This window comes from Candidatus Njordibacter sp. Uisw_056, assembly GCF_047730085.1.
Taxonomy (GTDB): Bacteria; Pseudomonadota; Gammaproteobacteria; order Pseudomonadales; family Balneatricaceae; genus Njordibacter.
In genome coordinates, this window is record NZ_CP159830.1 from 811,501 (window position 1) to 827,584 (window position 16,084).

At 46.3% G+C, this 16,084-nt stretch carries 19 protein-coding genes; 11 read left to right on the forward strand and 8 right to left on the reverse strand.

What is annotated here, in order from left to right:
• Positions 1-8 precede the first annotated feature (8 nt).
• Both hisG and hisD read left to right on the forward strand, forming a co-directional pair.
• Positions 9-653, forward strand: a complete 645-nt coding sequence (hisG, locus tag ABXT60_RS04040; RefSeq protein ID WP_443631480.1) for an ATP phosphoribosyltransferase — start codon at positions 9-11, stop codon at positions 651-653.
• A gap of 1 nt (position 654) precedes the next feature.
• Positions 655-1,962, forward strand: a complete 1,308-nt coding sequence (gene hisD, locus ABXT60_RS04045) for a histidinol dehydrogenase (RefSeq protein ID WP_443631481.1) — start codon at positions 655-657, stop codon at positions 1,960-1,962.
• A 15-nt stretch (positions 1,963-1,977) separates the two neighbouring features.
• Here the strand turns inward: hisD and cmoB are convergent, their stop codons facing one another.
• From cmoB to ABXT60_RS04060, 3 genes are read right to left on the reverse strand one after another with little or no spacing between them, the layout of a single operon-like run.
• Positions 1,978-2,949 carry a tRNA 5-methoxyuridine(34)/uridine 5-oxyacetic acid(34) synthase CmoB gene (cmoB, locus tag ABXT60_RS04050; RefSeq protein WP_443631482.1) on the reverse strand — a complete coding sequence of 324 codons (972 nt, stop codon included), beginning with the start codon at positions 2,947-2,949 and terminating at the stop codon, positions 1,978-1,980.
• Positions 2,950-2,992: 43 nt separating this feature from the next.
• Complete coding sequence (cmoA, locus tag ABXT60_RS04055) at positions 2,993-3,733, reverse strand: carboxy-S-adenosyl-L-methionine synthase CmoA (protein ID WP_443631483.1); 741 nt, start codon at positions 3,731-3,733, stop codon at positions 2,993-2,995.
• Between the two features lie 10 nt (positions 3,734-3,743).
• Complete coding sequence (locus ABXT60_RS04060; RefSeq protein ID WP_443631484.1) at positions 3,744-4,889, reverse strand: S1C family serine protease; 1,146 nt, start codon at positions 4,887-4,889, stop codon at positions 3,744-3,746.
• Positions 4,890-5,003: 114 nt separating this feature from the next.
• Between ABXT60_RS04060 and ABXT60_RS04065 the strand changes: the two genes are divergently transcribed.
• Positions 5,004-5,765: a Nif3-like dinuclear metal center hexameric protein gene (locus tag ABXT60_RS04065; protein ID WP_443631485.1), complete on the forward strand. Its 762-nt coding sequence runs from the start codon at positions 5,004-5,006 to the stop codon at positions 5,763-5,765.
• Between the two features lie 15 nt (positions 5,766-5,780).
• Here ABXT60_RS04065 and ABXT60_RS04070 read toward each other — a convergent pair whose 3' ends face one another.
• Positions 5,781-6,281, reverse strand: a complete 501-nt coding sequence (locus ABXT60_RS04070; protein ID WP_443631486.1) for a YhcB family protein — start codon at positions 6,279-6,281, stop codon at positions 5,781-5,783.
• A 124-nt stretch (positions 6,282-6,405) separates the two neighbouring features.
• Here ABXT60_RS04070 and zapE point away from each other — a divergent pair, with 124 nt between their 5' ends.
• The 8 genes from zapE (at position 6,406) to ABXT60_RS04110 (ending at position 12,729) form a co-directional block, all read left to right on the forward strand.
• Positions 6,406-7,560 (forward strand): cell division protein ZapE, encoded by a 1,155-nt coding sequence (zapE, locus tag ABXT60_RS04075; RefSeq protein ID WP_443631487.1) that lies wholly within the window; start codon positions 6,406-6,408, stop codon positions 7,558-7,560.
• Between the two features lie 270 nt (positions 7,561-7,830).
• Positions 7,831-8,259 carry a 50S ribosomal protein L13 gene (gene rplM, locus ABXT60_RS04080; RefSeq protein ID WP_046486228.1) on the forward strand — a complete coding sequence of 143 codons (429 nt, stop codon included), beginning with the start codon at positions 7,831-7,833 and terminating at the stop codon, positions 8,257-8,259.
• A 10-nt stretch (positions 8,260-8,269) separates the two neighbouring features.
• Positions 8,270-8,662 carry a 30S ribosomal protein S9 gene (rpsI, locus tag ABXT60_RS04085; RefSeq protein WP_046486229.1) on the forward strand — a complete coding sequence of 131 codons (393 nt, stop codon included), beginning with the start codon at positions 8,270-8,272 and terminating at the stop codon, positions 8,660-8,662.
• A 202-nt stretch (positions 8,663-8,864) separates the two neighbouring features.
• On the forward strand, positions 8,865-9,461 hold the full coding sequence (gene petA / locus ABXT60_RS04090; RefSeq protein ID WP_443631488.1) for a ubiquinol-cytochrome c reductase iron-sulfur subunit: 597 nt from the start codon (positions 8,865-8,867) through the stop codon (positions 9,459-9,461).
• Entirely contained in the window at positions 9,461-10,723 is a 1,263-nt protein-coding gene (locus ABXT60_RS04095) for a cytochrome b (RefSeq protein WP_443631489.1), read from the forward strand. The genes petA and ABXT60_RS04095 overlap by 1 nt, the downstream gene beginning before the upstream one ends.
• Positions 10,720-11,511, forward strand: coding sequence for a cytochrome c1 (locus ABXT60_RS04100; RefSeq protein WP_443631490.1), 792 nt, complete (start codon positions 10,720-10,722; stop codon positions 11,509-11,511). Before ABXT60_RS04095 ends, ABXT60_RS04100 begins: the two co-directional genes overlap by 4 nt.
• A gap of 136 nt (positions 11,512-11,647) precedes the next feature.
• Complete coding sequence (locus ABXT60_RS04105) at positions 11,648-12,277, forward strand: glutathione S-transferase N-terminal domain-containing protein (protein WP_046482214.1); 630 nt, start codon at positions 11,648-11,650, stop codon at positions 12,275-12,277.
• 14 nt (positions 12,278-12,291) lie between these two features.
• Complete coding sequence (locus tag ABXT60_RS04110; RefSeq protein WP_443631491.1) at positions 12,292-12,729, forward strand: ClpXP protease specificity-enhancing factor; 438 nt, start codon at positions 12,292-12,294, stop codon at positions 12,727-12,729.
• 65 nt (positions 12,730-12,794) lie between these two features.
• On the opposite strand, the gene ABXT60_RS04115 is transcribed toward ABXT60_RS04110, so the two are convergent.
• The 4 genes from ABXT60_RS04115 to ABXT60_RS04130 are packed head-to-tail and all read right to left on the reverse strand — an operon-like array spanning position 12,795 to position 16,075.
• Positions 12,795-13,364, reverse strand: a complete 570-nt coding sequence (locus ABXT60_RS04115) for a BON domain-containing protein (RefSeq protein WP_443631492.1) — start codon at positions 13,362-13,364, stop codon at positions 12,795-12,797.
• Entirely contained in the window at positions 13,365-13,958 is a 594-nt protein-coding gene (locus tag ABXT60_RS04120) for an SIS domain-containing protein (RefSeq protein WP_046482210.1), read from the reverse strand. It lies immediately after the preceding gene.
• Positions 13,959-13,973: 15 nt separating this feature from the next.
• Entirely contained in the window at positions 13,974-14,354 is a 381-nt protein-coding gene (locus tag ABXT60_RS04125; protein ID WP_443631493.1) for a YraN family protein, read from the reverse strand.
• Positions 14,354-16,075 (reverse strand): penicillin-binding protein activator, encoded by a 1,722-nt coding sequence (locus tag ABXT60_RS04130; protein WP_443631494.1) that lies wholly within the window; start codon positions 16,073-16,075, stop codon positions 14,354-14,356. Before ABXT60_RS04130 ends, ABXT60_RS04125 begins: the two co-directional genes overlap by 1 nt.
• Positions 16,076-16,084 lie beyond the last annotated feature (9 nt).

Genomic DNA, 16,084 nt, shown 5'->3' on the forward strand with positions numbered 1-16,084 from the left:
ATTACACCATGCCCAATAGCCTAACTATTGCATTGTCTAAAGGCCGTATTTTAAAAGAGACCTTGCCCCTTTTTGCCAGTGCCGGAATAGAGCCTTTAGAAGATATCTTTACCAGCAGAAAGCTCGTGTTTGAAACGAGCCAACCTGGCGTGAGGTTTTTAGTGATTAGGGCGACAGATGTCCCCACTTATGTGTCTTATGGTGCCGCAGATATGGGTGTGGCCGGTAAAGATGTATTGTTAGAACATGGGGGTAGCGGTTTGTATGAGCCTTTAGATTTACAAATCTCTAAGTGCCGGTTGATGACGTGTGCGCCTATTGGTGCTGCGCCGGCAGGCAGGCGTTTACGAGTGGCTTCCAAATTTGTAAATATTACTAAAAGCTATTTTGCCGAGCAAGGTCAGCAAGTAGATATCATTAAGCTGTATGGTGCTATGGAGTTGGCCCCCATACTAGGGTTGGCTGATCAAATTGTAGATATTGTTGATACAGGCAATACCCTTAGGGCCAATGGCTTAGAGCCGCTGGAAGAAATTGCAACTATAAGTAGTCGGTTAGTGGTTGGTGAAGCTGCTATGAAGCTTAAACATGGCCGCATAGCCCCACTTATTGAACAGCTTTCTGCGGCGGTCAACGCCATTCAGGGGCACTAACATGCAGTGGTTGAAAGTTAATCGACTAGATACTCAACAAGCTAATTTCGAGGCTAAGCTTAATGACTTGCTGGGCTGGGAAAGCGTGTCTGATCAGCGGGTACAGAAAACTGTTGCAGACATTATTGAACGTGTGAGGCTGCAGGGCGACACTGCCTTATTGCAGTTAACTAACCAGCTGGACCGCACGCCGTTTAAAACGGCTTCAGAACTTGAAATACCTCAGCACAAGCTCGAACAAGCCCTTGCTCAGATTACAGACGAAGAGCGAGAGGCCCTGCAAATTGCAGCTGAACGGATTCGCACCTACCACCAGCACCAAAAACAAGATTCATGGCGCTATGTAGAAGCCGATGGCACGCTGCTTGGGCAGCAAATTACGGCCATGGATCGGGTGGGTATTTATGTGCCAGGGGGCAAAGCAAGTTACCCCTCCTCGGTACTAATGAATGCGATACCAGCCAAAGTTGCTGGAGTGAAAGAAATTGTTATGACCGTGCCGTTGCCCAATGGCAAGGTTAACCCCCTAGTGCTGGCTGCTGCTGCCATTGCAGGTGTAGACCGTGTATTTGCTATTGGTGGGGCTCAGGCTATTGCAGCCCTGGCCCACGGCACATCTATGGTGCCAAAAGTAGACAAGATTGTTGGCCCAGGTAACATCTATGTTGCCACAGCAAAGCGAGCAGTGTTTGGTACCTGCGGCATTGACATGATTGCTGGGCCATCAGAAATTTTGGTCATTTGTGATGGTCTAACTAATCCAGACTGGGTAGCCATGGATTTGTTTTCTCAAGCAGAGCATGATGAGCAAGCCCAATCTATTTTGTTGTGTCCAGATAAAGATTATTTGGATCAGGTGGAGGCCAGCTTTAAAGCCCTGCTTCCTACACTGGAACGTAGTAGTATTATTAAAACCTCCATTGAGAACCGTGGCGCTCTTATTCAGGTGGCAAACATGCAAGAAGCTGTAGATATCTCCAACCGTATTGGCCCAGAACACCTAGAGCTATCTGTCGCAGACCCTGAAGCCATGTTGCCTAAGATACGTCATGCTGGAGCTATTTTTATGGGGCGTCATACAGCAGAAGCCTTGGGTGATTACTGCGCTGGGCCGAACCATGTGCTGCCTACTTCTGGCACTGCACGCTTCTCATCACCTCTGGGTGTGTATGACTTCCAAAAGCGCTCGTCTTTGATTATGTTTTCTGAGCAAGGTGCGAGTGACATGGGTAAAGTGGCCTCAGTGTTGGCCCGAGGTGAAAGCTTAACTGCTCATGCGCGTTCTGCTGAATATCGCATCTTAGACTGACCTAGAATAATTAGCCTAAACCTTGGTCGCCACGATGGTGGCCCGCAAGGGGGCTGGATGACCCTCTGCCGAAAGGCTGGAGTTATTTGGATCTAGAAAATCAGCTAGCGAATGAAACGTCATCCAGTCTGTGGCTCGTTGTTCTTTTGTAGTGGTTTGGTTAATGTCTACTGTATGTACGTCTTTTAAGCCAAGTTTTCGCAGCATATTCTCTAAAGCCTTGGTGCTGGGTAAAAACCAAACGTTAGACATTTTTGCATAACGCCCTGGTGGCACCATGATGGTGTCTATGTCGCCTGGTACCACTAAAGTTTCCAATACCAATTCACCGCCTGGACGCAGATAAGACATAAGCTCTTGAATGTGGTCAATGGGTGAGCGTCTGTGGTACAAAACACCTAAACAAAATACCGTATCAAAATGTCCAAAGGCAGGTAGGTGCTCGCTGCGAAGGGGTAACAAATAGGCCGCGTTAGGGGGCAATAAGCGCTGTGCTGCGTGAAACTGGTAAAGAAAAATACGTGTCGGGTCTATGCCTAATGCAAGGCTGGCACCAGCTCCTAGCATACGGTATAAGTAGTAGCCGTTGCCGGTGCCAATGTCGAGCACTTGTCTGCCTTCCAAAGAGCTAATGTGGGGGATGATTCGTTGCCACTTCCAGTCTGAGTGCCACTCTGTTTCTATCTCTACCCCCAGCAAGTTCCAGGGCCCTTTGCGCCAAGGCATAAACGCTTTAAGTTGCTGAGCATAAGACCATTGATCTAATTTTAGCGTATCAGGTTTTAAAATGGTCACGCTGGGATCGTTAAAGCTAAAACTGGCAGTGTCTAGCTTAGGCATACTATTAAGGGCTGTGTCCCACTCGCCACTGCGCCCATGGCTTTTTTGCTCGAAGTGTTGCTGAAGGGCTTGCCTGAGCTGTGGGTGGAACTGCTCTAACTCTGTATTTTTGGTGTGCTCAAAAAAGGCCTCTAAATCTATGCCCATAATGGTCTCGCAAGTGGTGTAAGTTAAATGAGGTTGCAGCGTATTACTTAAAAGCCAGCAGGGCACAAAAATTGAAACATTGCATACAGGTTTCAACACGGCTAAAGCCAGCATCAAGCAAGCGTTGGCGATGCTGCTCTAAGGTATTTGGCACTAACACATTCTCTAAAGCGGCACGTTTTTGAGCAATTTCCAAGTCGCTATAACCTTGGTAACGTTTGAAGTCGTGATATAAATCAACTTGCAAGTCTTGCTGTTGAGGGTCGTCAAAGCACACTTTTTCTGCTAACAGTAATACGCCACCTGGGCGCATACCTTCTGCGATATTTTTTAGAATGCTCGGTCGTTCAATGTCAGCAATAAACTGCAAAGTGAAGTTAAGTATAACCATGGAGGCATTTTCTATGGCGGTGTCTTGTAGGTTTTGATGACGAATTTCATAGCTGGCTTGGCTGTGGTCGCGGCTCATATTGTGCAGGCACCGGCTTACCATAGCAGCAGAGTTATCTACTCCAATAACGTGGGCTAGGGCGGGAAGATTTTGACGCAAGCGCAAGGTCATAGTGCCAAGGGAGCAACCTAAGTCGTAGCAGTGGCTATGGGGCTGGCCATATCGAGCAGCAAGAAGGCCTATGACATCTAGCAAAAAATGATAACCTGGCACAGAGCGCTGAATCATATTTTCAAATACGTCAGCTACTTGGGCGTTGAACTCAAACGGTGCCGTCTCAAGGGGTTGAGCAAAGATAGTGTCGTGTACGGGTGGTTTGGTATTGTCAGTCATAGAGAGCCGCTTACTGAGCAGTTGGCCGAGTGCCAAGTATGGCAGTTACAATGCTCGTAGTGCCACTTCGGCGATAAGTGATACTCAGTTCACTCCCGGGGGTTAGGTCAGTGACATAGCTTAAAGACTCATTCCAATCTTCAATGAGGTTGCCATCAAAGTGAGTGATTAAATCCCCAGGCTTCAACCCCGCAATATCGGCTGGGCTGCTGGCGTAAACGCCAGATAACATGATGCCACTGTCTTGCTTTGAGGCAAATGCGTTTTGACTATATTGGCGTTTAAAGACGTTGAAATCGATGCCTAGCCATCCGCGTATTACTTGTCCTTGAGACACAAGGCTGTGTAATACATCAGAAGCAATATTAATCGGTATCGCTAGGCCTATACCCTGGCTTCTAGCGCTGGTAGGCGAGCTGTAAAAATGGGCTGTATTGATGCCTACTAGTTCTCCTTTCGTATTGATCAACGCACCACCTGAGTTGCCTGCATTAATAGCGGCATCAGTTTGAATGAAACTTTCAAAGGTGTTGAGGCCTAAACGATTACGTTCTTTGCCACTAATAATCCCCATAGAGACTGATTGACCCAACCCATGTGGATTACCAATGGCAAAAACGATGTCACCTACGCGTGAGTCCAGGTTGGCAGGTACTTTGGCGGGGGTTAGGTTATTGAGTTCAATTTTGATAACCGCTAGATCGGTAGCAGCGTCGGTACCTACTAATGAAGCGGGTGCCGACCGGCCATCTGCTAAACCCACTTGAATGCGCTCAGCATTCTCAATAACGTGATTATTAGTGAGTATATGACCTTCAGAGCTGGCAATAACACCAGATCCTAAATGCACGCTATTAGTACTGGCGTTAATTAATAGTCCTTCCAATAAGCTGGCATAGTGGGGGTCTTGCAACAGTGCGATACTGGCTGCAGGTGTTGCACTCTGGCTATATATTCGCACCACAGAGTCCATAGATCCCTTGAGTAGATCCGCGTAGCTGTGCGGGTTATTAATGGGGGCTTGTGGGGTGCTGTGGGACCAAAGAGTAATTGATTTTTGTGACAACCACTGCGGTGCAGCGAACATAAGAGCGATCGCCAGCACTATGCCTAAAAGGGCAAAGCGTAATAAATACTTGATAAATGAACGGGTCATGTCATGAAAGCGTCGCTGATGGCATAAAAAGGTTGGCAGTTGTGTGTCTGTACCGCCTAGCTATAGTGTAAACTTTGGTGCAGTTAAAGGCAAAAAAACACTTGAGATATTTGCATGACAATTGAGCGTCAGGAATTAATTACTTATTTGGATCGGTTGTTACAGCCTGATCAATTCAACGACTATGCACCCAACGGTCTGCAGGTTGAAGGTGTGCAGACCATTCAGCGAGTGGTCACTGGGGTCACTGCCAGCCAAGCTTTGATCGACCAGGCGATAACGCGCGAAGCAGATGTTTTGTTGGTGCACCATGGGTATTTTTGGCGCAACGAAGCTAGCGCGCTAACGGGCATCAAAAAACGTCGTATTAAGGCGTTAATGGATCACGATATTAACTTAATTGCTTACCACTTGCCCTTGGACTGTCATCCTGAGCTAGGTAACAATGCGCAGTTAGGTCGGTTGATGGGTTGGGTTGCTGATGCACATATGCAGTCTAGCGGGGTAACAGGGCTTGGCCTTTGTGCCACCTTACCATTAGCCTGCACTGGCATAGAGGTGCAGCAACATTTGTCGAGGGTTTTGGGGCGCGAAGCATTGCACATTGATGCCCCATCTAAACCTATTAAACGCATTGGTTGGTGCACAGGCGGTGCGCAAGGCATGATAGACCAAGCGGTAGCCTTAGGGTTAGATGCATACGTGTCAGGTGAAATATCTGAGTCCACAGTGCATGTCGCACGTGAAAATGGAGTGCATTATTTCGCCGCAGGGCATCATGCTACTGAGCGCTATGGCGCAAAGGCGCTTGCTGCTTATTTACAGCAAGAGCTTGGGTTAGATTGTGAGTTTGTAGACCTGCCTAACCCCGCGTGATGGCGATTAAGTAATCTATTGATTAGATGAGGGCGTTACTGGGATATCATAAGCCGAAGGTGCTTGGGGCTCTGGTTTAGGCCTAAGGCCGTAGCGCTCGTCTAGGGTGCCATGTTCTTTAGTTGCGCTGCTCGGTGCGTAGTCCATAGGTGGGCGGATTGTAGGCGCAGGTTCTGCTTGGTGCTCTAAGGCGCTTTCTGCAGACCCAGAGATGGTTTCTAAGCTACTGGCGGTATCTGGGTCATCGCATAAGCTTTGAGCACCTTTTGCCAGATGCTCGTGCACGTTGCGGTAGCTGTCGGTGAGTTGATTTACAGCGGCAGCAGTATCTGCAAAGTGCAGGTTAACCTGTTCTTTGTATTCCGCCATTTCGGTATGGGCATCTTGCAGTTGCTTGCTGAGCTGGTTTTGTCGTATGAGGTCGCTATTGTTGTTGCGACCTAATAAAAACCCTATACCTATACCGAGCAGTAACAGTACTAACCAAAAAAACCAATCGTTGCTGAGTAAATCCACCAGCAGCTCCTTTCAATAAAGTGTCCCAGAAGATAGTATTGTAATGGAATTAGTTCTTTAGTTCATCTCAGATATTACCTAACACGTTCATTAATTGACCATATCTACTTTTTGACTCATATATATGCCTTCACCAATAGAGCAGTATCATAACGACCAGCAGCAACTTGGGTTTTCTGCAGACATCGCTCAAGCCAATGCCATTGAGCATTTACAGCGACTTTATGAAGATCTGTGTGCTAATGAGACATTAAAACTTAGCTCAACTCAGTGGTCTCAGCGATTATCTGGGTGGATGGGGGTGAAATCTAAACAACAGGCAACTATTAAAGGTTTGTACTTTTGGGGTGGGGTAGGCCGGGGGAAAACCTACCTTATGGATGTGTTTTACCAGTGCCTGCCCTTTGAAAACAAGCAGCGCACCCACTTCCACCGTTTTATGCGCCATGTTCATGGTCGCTTGGCAGTGCATACGGGAGCTAAAAACCCCTTACAGTTGGTGGCCCAGGAGCTGGCAAAAGAATCTCGAATTATTTGTTTTGACGAGTTCTTTGTTACAGACATTACTGATGCCATGATTTTGGCGCAGTTGTTGGACAGTTTTTTCGGATTAGGGGTGGTTTTGGTAGCCACTTCTAATATAGAGCCTAAGGGTTTGTATGAAAATGGCTTACAAAGGCAGCGATTTTTACCCGCTATCGCCTTGCTGGAGCAGTACACCGAAGTTGTTAACGTAGATGGAGGTGTTGATTATCGTCTGCGGACACTTTCTCAGGCTGAGTTGTACCACTGGCCCTTAGATGAGGCTGCTGACGTAAGTTTGGCCTCAAGCTTTGCTGCCTTGGTGCCCATGTTAATGCCTGTTTTAGGAGAGCCCCGATCGACAGATAGTGGCAACGAAAATGGCATCGTGAATATCAATGGGCGGGATTTCACTTTTATCCGACAAAGTGATGGCATTATTTGGTTCACCTTTGACCAGCTATGTGTAAAGCCCCGTTCGCAGAATGACTATCTAGAACTGGCGTGTGAGTTTCATGGACTAATTATTAGTAATGTACCCTGCCTAAGGGCGGGGATGGAAGATCAGGCACGGCGGTTTGTGAATCTGGTTGATGTCTGTTACGACGCCAACTTAAAGGTGATTATTTCTGCTGAGGTGCCCTTGTTGGAGTTATATTCTGGCGGGCAATTGGATTTTGTATTTCGGCGCACGCTCAGTCGTTTACAGGAAATGCAATCCTATGAATACTTGGCTCGAGGTCATGTGGTGGGCTAGGCAGCACAATAGATGCAAAAAGACTTAAAAACATTCGCTTTAAGGCTTAACAAAGGGCTTGTTTGTCCTGTATAATCTCGCCTCGCAGTTTCTGTGTTGGCTTTGGGTGTTTACATTTAAGGCTGTTAGGGGCATGGGCTGCTAGGCACGTTATTGGCAGTAGGTGTGAGTCTTTGTATATTATTCGATACATTTTCTATGCACTGGGGCGCAATAACTCAATAATTATAGGTAGGTCTAATAAACTGGGCCATTAAATAGGTTATTCACATGAAAACCGTAAGTACTAAACCAGCTGACGTCACCCGTGACTGGTACGTTGTCGATGCTGAAGGTAAAACTTTGGGTCGTATGGCAACTGAAATCGCTCGCCGCCTGCGTGGCAAGCATAAGCCAGAATATACGCCTCACGTAGACACAGGTGATTACATCATCGTTGTTAACGCTGAGAAAGTCCGTGTAACTGGCAATAAAGCAAAAGATAAAATGTATTACCGTCACACTGGTTATCCAGGCGGTTTGCGTTCTATGTCTTTTGAAAAAATGGTTGATCACGCTCCAGAGCGCACCGTTGAATTCGCTGTTAAAGGTATGTTGCCAAAAGGTCCTTTGGGCCGAGCTATGTACACCAAGCTTAAAGTGTATGCCGGTACTGAGCATCCACATCAAGCGCAACAACCACAAGCATTGACCCTGTAAGGAGACGATCATGGCAGTTACTCAATATTATGGTACTGGTCGTCGTAAGACCTCTACCGCTCGTGTGTTCATGACTCCTGGCACTGGTGCCATCACTGTAAACAGCCGCGAGTTGGATGTTTACTTTGGTCGTGAGACAGCTCGCATGATTGTTCGTCAGCCGCTAGAGTTGACAGAAACAGTTGAAAAGTTCGACCTAAAAATTACCGTAGAAGGCGGTGGTGGTTTTGGTCAGGCTGGGGCAATTCGCCACGGCATTACTCGTGCACTGATGAACTTTGACGAAACTTTACGTCCTAGCTTGCGTGCTGCTGGTTTTGTTACCCGCGATGCCCGTGAAGTTGAGCGTAAAAAGGTTGGTTTACGCAAAGCGCGTAAGCGTCCTCAGTTCTCTAAGCGTTAAGCTTATTGCATCATTTTGGTGCATTCAAAAGAGCCCAGCCATGTTGCTGGGTTTTTTTTGTCTTGTCTAAAAGAGATGGCTTTATTTGGAGTCGTTTTGAGGTATTAACCTTGCCTATTTAGCGCCTTTTAACCTTGTCTATTTAGTGCCTTTCCTTTAAAATGCGAACAGAAATTTTACAGCCTAGCTGGAGTCCAATTGAATGAGTAATGAAGTCGCAAATCCGACTCGACGTCGCGTATTAGTCGGTGCATCCCTAGTTGTGGGTGGTGTTGGTGGTGTAAGCGCACTAACCCCTTTTGTAGCCTCTTGGAACCCAAGTGCAAAAGCCAGGGCGGCGGGTGCTCCAGTAAAGGCAGATATCAGTAAGTTAGAGCCAGGTGGGCAGGTGATTGTTGCATGGCGTGGAAAACCAGTATGGATTGTTCGCCGCAGTGCAGAAGCCTTGGCAAATTTGGCAGTGCTGGATGCTAATTTAGCAGATCCTGATTCTGCTAAATCGAAGCAGCCAAAGTATGTGCCTGGCAATGCAGCTCGTGCGTTACGTGATGAAGTGGTGGTGATGATTGGCCTTTGTACACACCTAGGCTGCTCGCCAACCTACCGCCCTGAAGTAGTGCCAACCGACTTTGACGCGAATTGGCAAGGTGGTTTTTACTGCCCGTGCCACGGTTCTACCTTCGACCTGTCGGGCCGAGTATACAAAGGTAAGCCAGCCCCTACAAATTTAGAAATTCCGCCACATTTTTATGAAAGTGACACTATTATTCTTATTGGCGAAGACGGAGGAAATGCATAATGGGTGTAGGTAATCCTAACCGCGCTAAAGCGAAAAGTGGTATTGTTCGATGGATCGATGATCGTTTTCCTCTAACCCAGATGTGGCAAGACCACATGTCCAAGTATTATGCGTCTAGAACCCTAAACTTCTGGTATGTTTTTGGTGTGCTAGCTCTACTGGTACTCGTCAATCAAATACTTACAGGTATTTGGCTGACCATGTCGTATGAGCCTTCAGCTGAAGGGGCGTTTGCTTCTGTCGAATATATTATGCGTGATGTAGAAATGGGTTGGATTATCCGCTACATGCATTCCTCTGGCGCATCAGCCTTCTTCATTGTGGTGTACCTACACATGTTTAGGGGCTTAATGTACGGTTCTTACCAAAAACCACGTGAGCTCATTTGGTTATTTGGTATGGCCATCTATCTGGCGCTAATGGCTGAAGGATTCTTTGGTTACTTGCTGCCTTGGGGCCAAATGTCCTACTGGGGTGCGCAGGTCATCTTATCTCTTGCTGGAGCGATTCCAGTGGTTGGTGAAGATTTAGTGCAGTGGATCAGGGGCGACTACTTAATTTCGGGCATCACCTTAAACCGATTCTTCTCATTGCATGTTATCGCCTTGCCGATGGTTATTATTGGTTTGGTAGTGTTGCATATTTTGGCGTTACACGATGTGGGCTCTAACAACCCAGATGGCATCGAGATTGACCAAAACAAAGATGAAAATGGAGTGCCTGTCGATGGTGTTGCTTTTTGGCCATACCATGTGATTAAAGACTTAGTTGCAGTGGGGGTGTTCTTGACGGTGTTCTGTTTGGTAATCTTCTTCTTTCCAGAAGGGGGTGGTTACTTTATTGAGAAGCCTAACTACGAACCTGCTAACTCACTGAAGACGCCAGAACATATTGCCCCAGTATGGTACTTCACGCCTTACTACTCTATGTTGCGTGCGATCACCTTCCCACTGTTTGGTTTAGACGCTAAATTCTTGGGTGTAATCACTATGGGTGGAGCAATTGCCATCTTGTTTGTGATGCCTTGGTTAGACCGTAGCCCTGTTAAATCTATGCGCTACAAAGGCTGGATGAGTCGACTCTGGTTAGGTATTTTTGTGGTTAGTTTTGTTATCTTGGGTTACCTAGGTACTCTGGCTACAACTGAAGGCCGCACAATAGTGGCTCAGTTGTGCACTGCTTTGTATTTTCTTTACTTCATACTGATGCCGTTTTATACGCGCATGGAAGTGACGAAGCCTGTTCCAGCAAGGGTGGTATGATGATGAAAAAGTTATTTTTGTTAACTTTAGTGATGCTGCTGCCAGTATTTGCACAAGCCAGCGCTGGCCCAGCTATCCAGCTAGACTCAATGCAAGCAGACGCCACAGACAAAGCGTCGCTGCAGCGTGGTATGCAAACCTATGTAAACTACTGCCTAGGTTGCCATACTGCCAAGTATCAGCGTTACATCCGTGCTGCAGAAGACTTAGACATTCCAGAAGACCTGATGACTGAACATTTAATTTTTGGTGACCAGAAAATTGGTGAACAGATGACCAGTGCAATGGACCCTAAGCTTGCTGCTAAGTGGTTTGGTGCTACGCCCCCAGATTTAACCAACGAGGTTAACTTAAGGGGCGCCGACTGGGTCTACACTTATTTGCGTACTTTCTATGTTGATGAAAGCCGGCCATACGGTGTCAATAACGTGGTATACCCAGCTGTGGGTATGCCAAACGTGTTGGCAGAGTTGCAAGGTGTACAGTCTAAAACATGCGGTGATGTGGCTATAGTTGACCTCCACGGTGCTGCAGTTATGGATGCCCAAACAGGTGCACCCATGACTGAGCAGAGTTGTGAAATATTTTCTATAGCAGAAGGCACTGGGTCTATGACCCCAGCTGAGTTTGACGCCACTATATATGACTTAACTAACTTTATGGCTTATATGGCTAAGCCGTATAAAAGTGATAGTCAGCGTATTGGCCTGTGGGCTGTTTTGTTTTGTATAATGATGACTATCTTGTTCTACTTCCTGAAGAAGGAATACTGGCGCGACGTCCATTAGCAGCCAACTTTGAGGTATAATACCTCGCTTTAATCTATTTAAGTGCGGTCTAAGGCATCCACCTATGGTGAACACCTTAGATCGCAGCTTGGTTTTCGGCGCTTAGCGCTATCGTTTATTATTGAGGTGTATCTCCATGGGTGTAGTCGCTAAACGCTCTTCCATGACGTTTTTTTCTGATGGTTCAAATCATTATAGCCACCGTGTGCGTATTGTTTTGGCAGAAAAAGGTGTTACTGTTGACATTATTGATGTTGATGCCGAGCATAAGCCAGAAGACCTGGCAGATCTGAACCCGTACAACAGCTTACCAACTCTGGTAGACCGTGATCTAGTGCTTTACGAAGCCAACGTGATGATGGAATATTTAGACGAGCGTTTTCCGCATCCACCTTTATTGCCAGTATACCCAGTTGCTCGCGCGGAAAGTCGTTTGTACATGTACCGTATTGAGCGTGATTGGTGCCGTCTTGCTGATGTCATTATGACCTCGGATGACGAAGTGGAAATTGTAGAAGCGCAAAAAGAGTTACGTGAGAGTCTAATTTCAACAGCACCTATATTTACTGAAAAAGACTTCTTCATGAGTGAAGAGTTTACTTTGGTAGATTGTTGCATTGCTCCTATTCTGTGGCGTTTGCCGCAGTTGGGTATCGACCTTCCAGAACTACAAGCTGCGCCTATGCTTGAATATATGGAGCGCATTTTTGCCCGTGAAGGCTTTCAGGAAAGTTTGTCTGAGCTTGAGCATGAAATCCGGCTTTAATTGAGGTCATTAAGATGATGACTCCAAGCCGGTCTTATTTGTTGCGCGCGCTTCATGAGTGGATTTTAGATAATGACTCCACACCCCATATAGTTGTTGATGCAACAATCAACGATGTTATGGTGCCAGAGCACTTCATTAGTGATGGGCAGATAGTCCTTAATATTTCTCCTGGATCTGTTGAAGGTTTAAACCTAAGCAATGATGCAATAGAGTTTAATGCTCGTTTTGGTGGCGTGCCTATGCACGTTTATGTGCCAATTCTGGCTGTCATGGCGATTTATGCTAAAGAAAGTGGCGAAGGTATGGGTTTTGGCTTTGAGCCCGGTATACCGGACCCAGATGGCCCACAAAGCGTGCCTACTGGTTTGGTAGACAAGCCTAAAACATCGGGAACTGTATCATCGATCGCTAGCCGATCTAAGCGGCCTACCCTTAAGGTGGTTAAGTAATCTACAAGACAATAAAAAAGGGCCATTAGGCCCTTTTTTATTGTCTTGTAGAAACCATCTTCAGGCTAATCGATATATTCAAATACCTTAACAATGCGTTGTATGCCGCTAGCACTAGAAACAATTCTTACAGCCCAATCTGCCTCCGCATGGGTGACAAGCCCCATCAGATAAACGACTCCATTCTCAGTGATGACTTTAATCCGACTCACTGGAAAAGCAGTTTCACCCACCATGCGTGCCTTTACCTTGGTCGTGATGAGGGTGTCATTGGTTCTAACAATATATGACGCCGGCCCGCTAACTAAAAGTTCATTATGTACTTTGCGGGCATTGCTTATACCACGGGCTTTTGCACCTGCGATAATCTTAGTGTCTTCACTGGGCACTTGGCCAATGAGTAACACAATCCCGTTCACGCTGACAGCACCAACATTAGCGTTTGCTAGCAAAGGTGAAGCACGTAGAATAGCGTCTACTGCAGACGTCTCTATGAGCTGGTCATTGTACAAGGTGCCTAAGGAGCGAGAACCTTTGTTGTCAGTGATTGGCGCACTGTTAAGCAGCGGTGTACAAGCGCTCACAAAACTGATGCAGCTAGCTAAAGTGATGAGTTGAATACCTCTTTTTAGCATTTATTCATTGCTCCCAAATAATTGAAAATCGATTAAATCACAAAGACAGTGAATGGTTACCAGCTGCAGTTGTAATATGTTCACGCTGTTATCACTAGGAATGCGAATAGCAACATCGTCTGGATCCAAAATTGTGGCCATATCGCCACCGCTTTGACCAGTAATTGAAATAACTTGTAAGTTACGATTATGGGCAGCTTGTATTGCCTGAATTAAATTACCACAATTACCTTGTTCTGACATAACAATAACGATGTCACCTTGCTGCCCCAGCGCTGTAATCTGCTTGGCAAACACATCTTGAAAACTAGAGTCACGAATAACTGCACTCATCGTTGTACTGTCAGCGGCCAAATTAAAAGCGGGTAAGCTTGGGCGTTCTTGCCTGAAACGGCTTAACAAAGCGGCACTAAAATGGTGGCCATTGGCCGCGTTGGCACCATTGCCACAAATGAGAACTTTACCTTCCTGGATAAAACATTGATGCAGCATCTGTGCTGCTATAGCAATATCTTGAGGTAGATGCTCTGCACTGTATGCTGCGCAGCCCATGTGCTCATGGAATTGATTAATAACCCTTTCTTGCAGTTCCATTAATGAGCTCTAGCCTTAGCCTGAAGTGATAAATGCATTATCCAACCATTGTATCTGAACTTGGCTATGGGGGCCATCGGAACCACTAATGGCAATAAGATCAAAGCGACAGTTCAACTTGCTGAGTAATGGATAGCGTTGCAAAAACACCTTAGCGCTATGAATTAAGTGACGTTGTTTGGCATGACTAAGGCTGGCTATGGCGCCACCCATCGTGTGATTTTTACGGTACTTTACTTCAACAAATGCCAGCACATCACCTTTTTGAACTATGATGTCAAGCTCACCACCTTTGCAAAAAAAATTACGCGCAATTAAACTCCAGCCCCGTTGCTGTATATGTTGCCAGGCGATGTCTTCGGCCCATGCCCCCACTTGAGTGGAATTCATCACCATTATTTTGGGTCCACAAGCACTTTGCCAGACTTGAATTGCCCCCATGAACTCTGGGTTACTATCCTGCCAAGGCTATTCATTTGCAAAATGCCGGTTACGCCATCTACGCTGCTATTGGTAAGGTTTTGTAACTCTTCAAGCCTTGGAAATAGCTGGTATGCATCAACGCCAATAGCAAAAAGGCGTGAGTATCTCTCTCTATTAGGCCATTTTTGGCTTATTTTTTGTTGCACGCTAGGCTGCTCTATGAGCCAAGGTAGTTCTGTAAAAATGACGCCTTCTAAATCTCGATCACGGCTCGTATCAGTAGGGCCTTGGTATATGTGGTGGCTTGCATAAACGGGAAGGTCAGCAGCATAGTGGAAGGCTAATGTTGGGATAATTTGACGCCCATCTGTGGGTAATGAAAATAGCACAATTGCATCAACATCCTTGCGTCGTCGAGGCTCAAACTTAACAGCGTTGCCACTGCCTGCTAGGTGTGTTTTGAGCATTTTTGCACGTTCATGACTCTGGTTGATGAGTAAGGCTTGGGTAATCGTCTCGGAATGGTCACCAGCGCCAGAAAAGCTTACCTGATCTGCAATTTCACCACCTAATTCAACCCAAGAGGACTCAAAATGTTGTGCTGCTCTAATAGCCCATGGCTGGTCTTGGTGCAAAATAATAATTCGCTTATGGCCCGCTGTTAAACTACGTTGAGCTAATTGTAAGGCTTCGTCTTCTACGGCTAAGCCAAACTGAATTAAGTTGCTGGTGGTACTATTATTATTACTGCCTATGGGGATGTAATTAAGGGCCAGTGTAGGGATAGGTAGCGCATCTTTTTGACTAAGCTCAATCACCCTCTTTTTGTCGAGAGGGCCGATGACTATTTCCATCCTATCAGCTGAAGCCTGAAAATAAAGTGCATCAAGGCTGCTTAGTTGTGTGGTGTCATAAACTTTGATATAGGCAATAGCGTCAGAGCCTGCTTTGGATTCAAACCGAGCAGCCATAAAACCGTCCACCACAGCTTGCCCTGCTTTACCCAGTTTACCGTTCAAGGGCATGGCTAAGGCAATACGTTTAGGTGCGTTGGCAGCCACATTAATTATGCGCTGAGCAGGTGCCTTGGGGGCTGTTTTAAGTATTATTAGAGGCGCTTGGTCTATCCCCGTTTCTTCGATGATGTCCTTAACAGCGGGCCCTGGGAGTGTATTGGCAACACCCTCCGGTTTTGCATCAAGCTGGATGATTAAGTCTTGGTACTTCTCACTGTTCACAGAAGTGGTTGGACGCTGTTGGGTTTCAGTAACCGCATTGTCAGGTATCACTAAGCTAGCGGCTATCTTGTCCTTGGAGACAATGCTTTTTTGAACGGGTATTAACGCTTGAGCTACTGCTATTGCTTTGGAAGGCTTAGTTATTGTTATCAGTGCTGGCGCTGGTTCTGGTTTTTGTATTGACGTCAGTGTTGGTGCTAGTGTTAGTGCTGCCTTTGGTATAGGTATTATTTTTGGTTGTGTGTTTGGCTTTGGTGCTTTTTTTTGAGTCAAATCCAAATTAATAACAATCGTATCTGCAACTTTTTTAGTGGCTACCTTTGCTTGGGCTGGTGTCATCACAGGTTTGGGTGCTGGGGATGTTGGAAGCACATTTTGCTGCTGACAAGCACTGAGAAATACTAAGCACCATGTGAGGCTTGTGAAGCGTAAGCAATAGTGTCGGATTAAGGTCATAAAGCATTC

Bases quoted from the DNA above. Each gene is read 5' to 3' on its own strand.
- rplM (WP_046486228.1), top strand. From the start codon at position 7,831: ATGAAAACCGTAAGTACTAAACCAGCTGACGTCACCCGTGACTGGTAC.
- ABXT60_RS04100 (WP_443631490.1), top strand. From the start codon at position 10,720: ATGATGATGAAAAAGTTATTTTTGTTAACTTTAGTGATGCTGCTGCCA.
- zapE (WP_443631487.1), top strand. From the start codon at position 6,406: ATGCCTTCACCAATAGAGCAGTATCATAACGACCAGCAGCAACTTGGG.
- cmoB (WP_443631482.1), bottom strand. From the start codon at position 2,949: ATGGGCATAGATTTAGAGGCCTTTTTTGAGCACACCAAAAATACAGAG.
- ABXT60_RS04105 (WP_046482214.1), top strand. From the start codon at position 11,648: ATGGGTGTAGTCGCTAAACGCTCTTCCATGACGTTTTTTTCTGATGGT.
- ABXT60_RS04115 (WP_443631492.1), bottom strand. From the start codon at position 13,364: ATGCTAAAAAGAGGTATTCAACTCATCACTTTAGCTAGCTGCATCAGT.
- ABXT60_RS04120 (WP_046482210.1), bottom strand. From the start codon at position 13,958: ATGGAACTGCAAGAAAGGGTTATTAATCAATTCCATGAGCACATGGGC.
- cmoA (WP_443631483.1), bottom strand. From the start codon at position 3,733: ATGACTGACAATACCAAACCACCCGTACACGACACTATCTTTGCTCAA.
- ABXT60_RS04130 (WP_443631494.1), bottom strand. From the start codon at position 16,075: ATGACCTTAATCCGACACTATTGCTTACGCTTCACAAGCCTCACATGG.
- petA (WP_443631488.1), top strand. From the start codon at position 8,865: ATGAGTAATGAAGTCGCAAATCCGACTCGACGTCGCGTATTAGTCGGT.
- ABXT60_RS04060 (WP_443631484.1), bottom strand. From the start codon at position 4,889: ATGACCCGTTCATTTATCAAGTATTTATTACGCTTTGCCCTTTTAGGC.
- ABXT60_RS04095 (WP_443631489.1), top strand. From the start codon at position 9,461: ATGGGTGTAGGTAATCCTAACCGCGCTAAAGCGAAAAGTGGTATTGTT.
- rpsI (WP_046486229.1), top strand. From the start codon at position 8,270: ATGGCAGTTACTCAATATTATGGTACTGGTCGTCGTAAGACCTCTACC.
- ABXT60_RS04125 (WP_443631493.1), bottom strand. From the start codon at position 14,354: ATGGTGATGAATTCCACTCAAGTGGGGGCATGGGCCGAAGACATCGCC.
- hisD (WP_443631481.1), top strand. From the start codon at position 655: ATGCAGTGGTTGAAAGTTAATCGACTAGATACTCAACAAGCTAATTTC.
- ABXT60_RS04065 (WP_443631485.1), top strand. From the start codon at position 5,004: ATGACAATTGAGCGTCAGGAATTAATTACTTATTTGGATCGGTTGTTA.
- hisG (WP_443631480.1), top strand. From the start codon at position 9: ATGCCCAATAGCCTAACTATTGCATTGTCTAAAGGCCGTATTTTAAAA.
- ABXT60_RS04110 (WP_443631491.1), top strand. From the start codon at position 12,292: ATGATGACTCCAAGCCGGTCTTATTTGTTGCGCGCGCTTCATGAGTGG.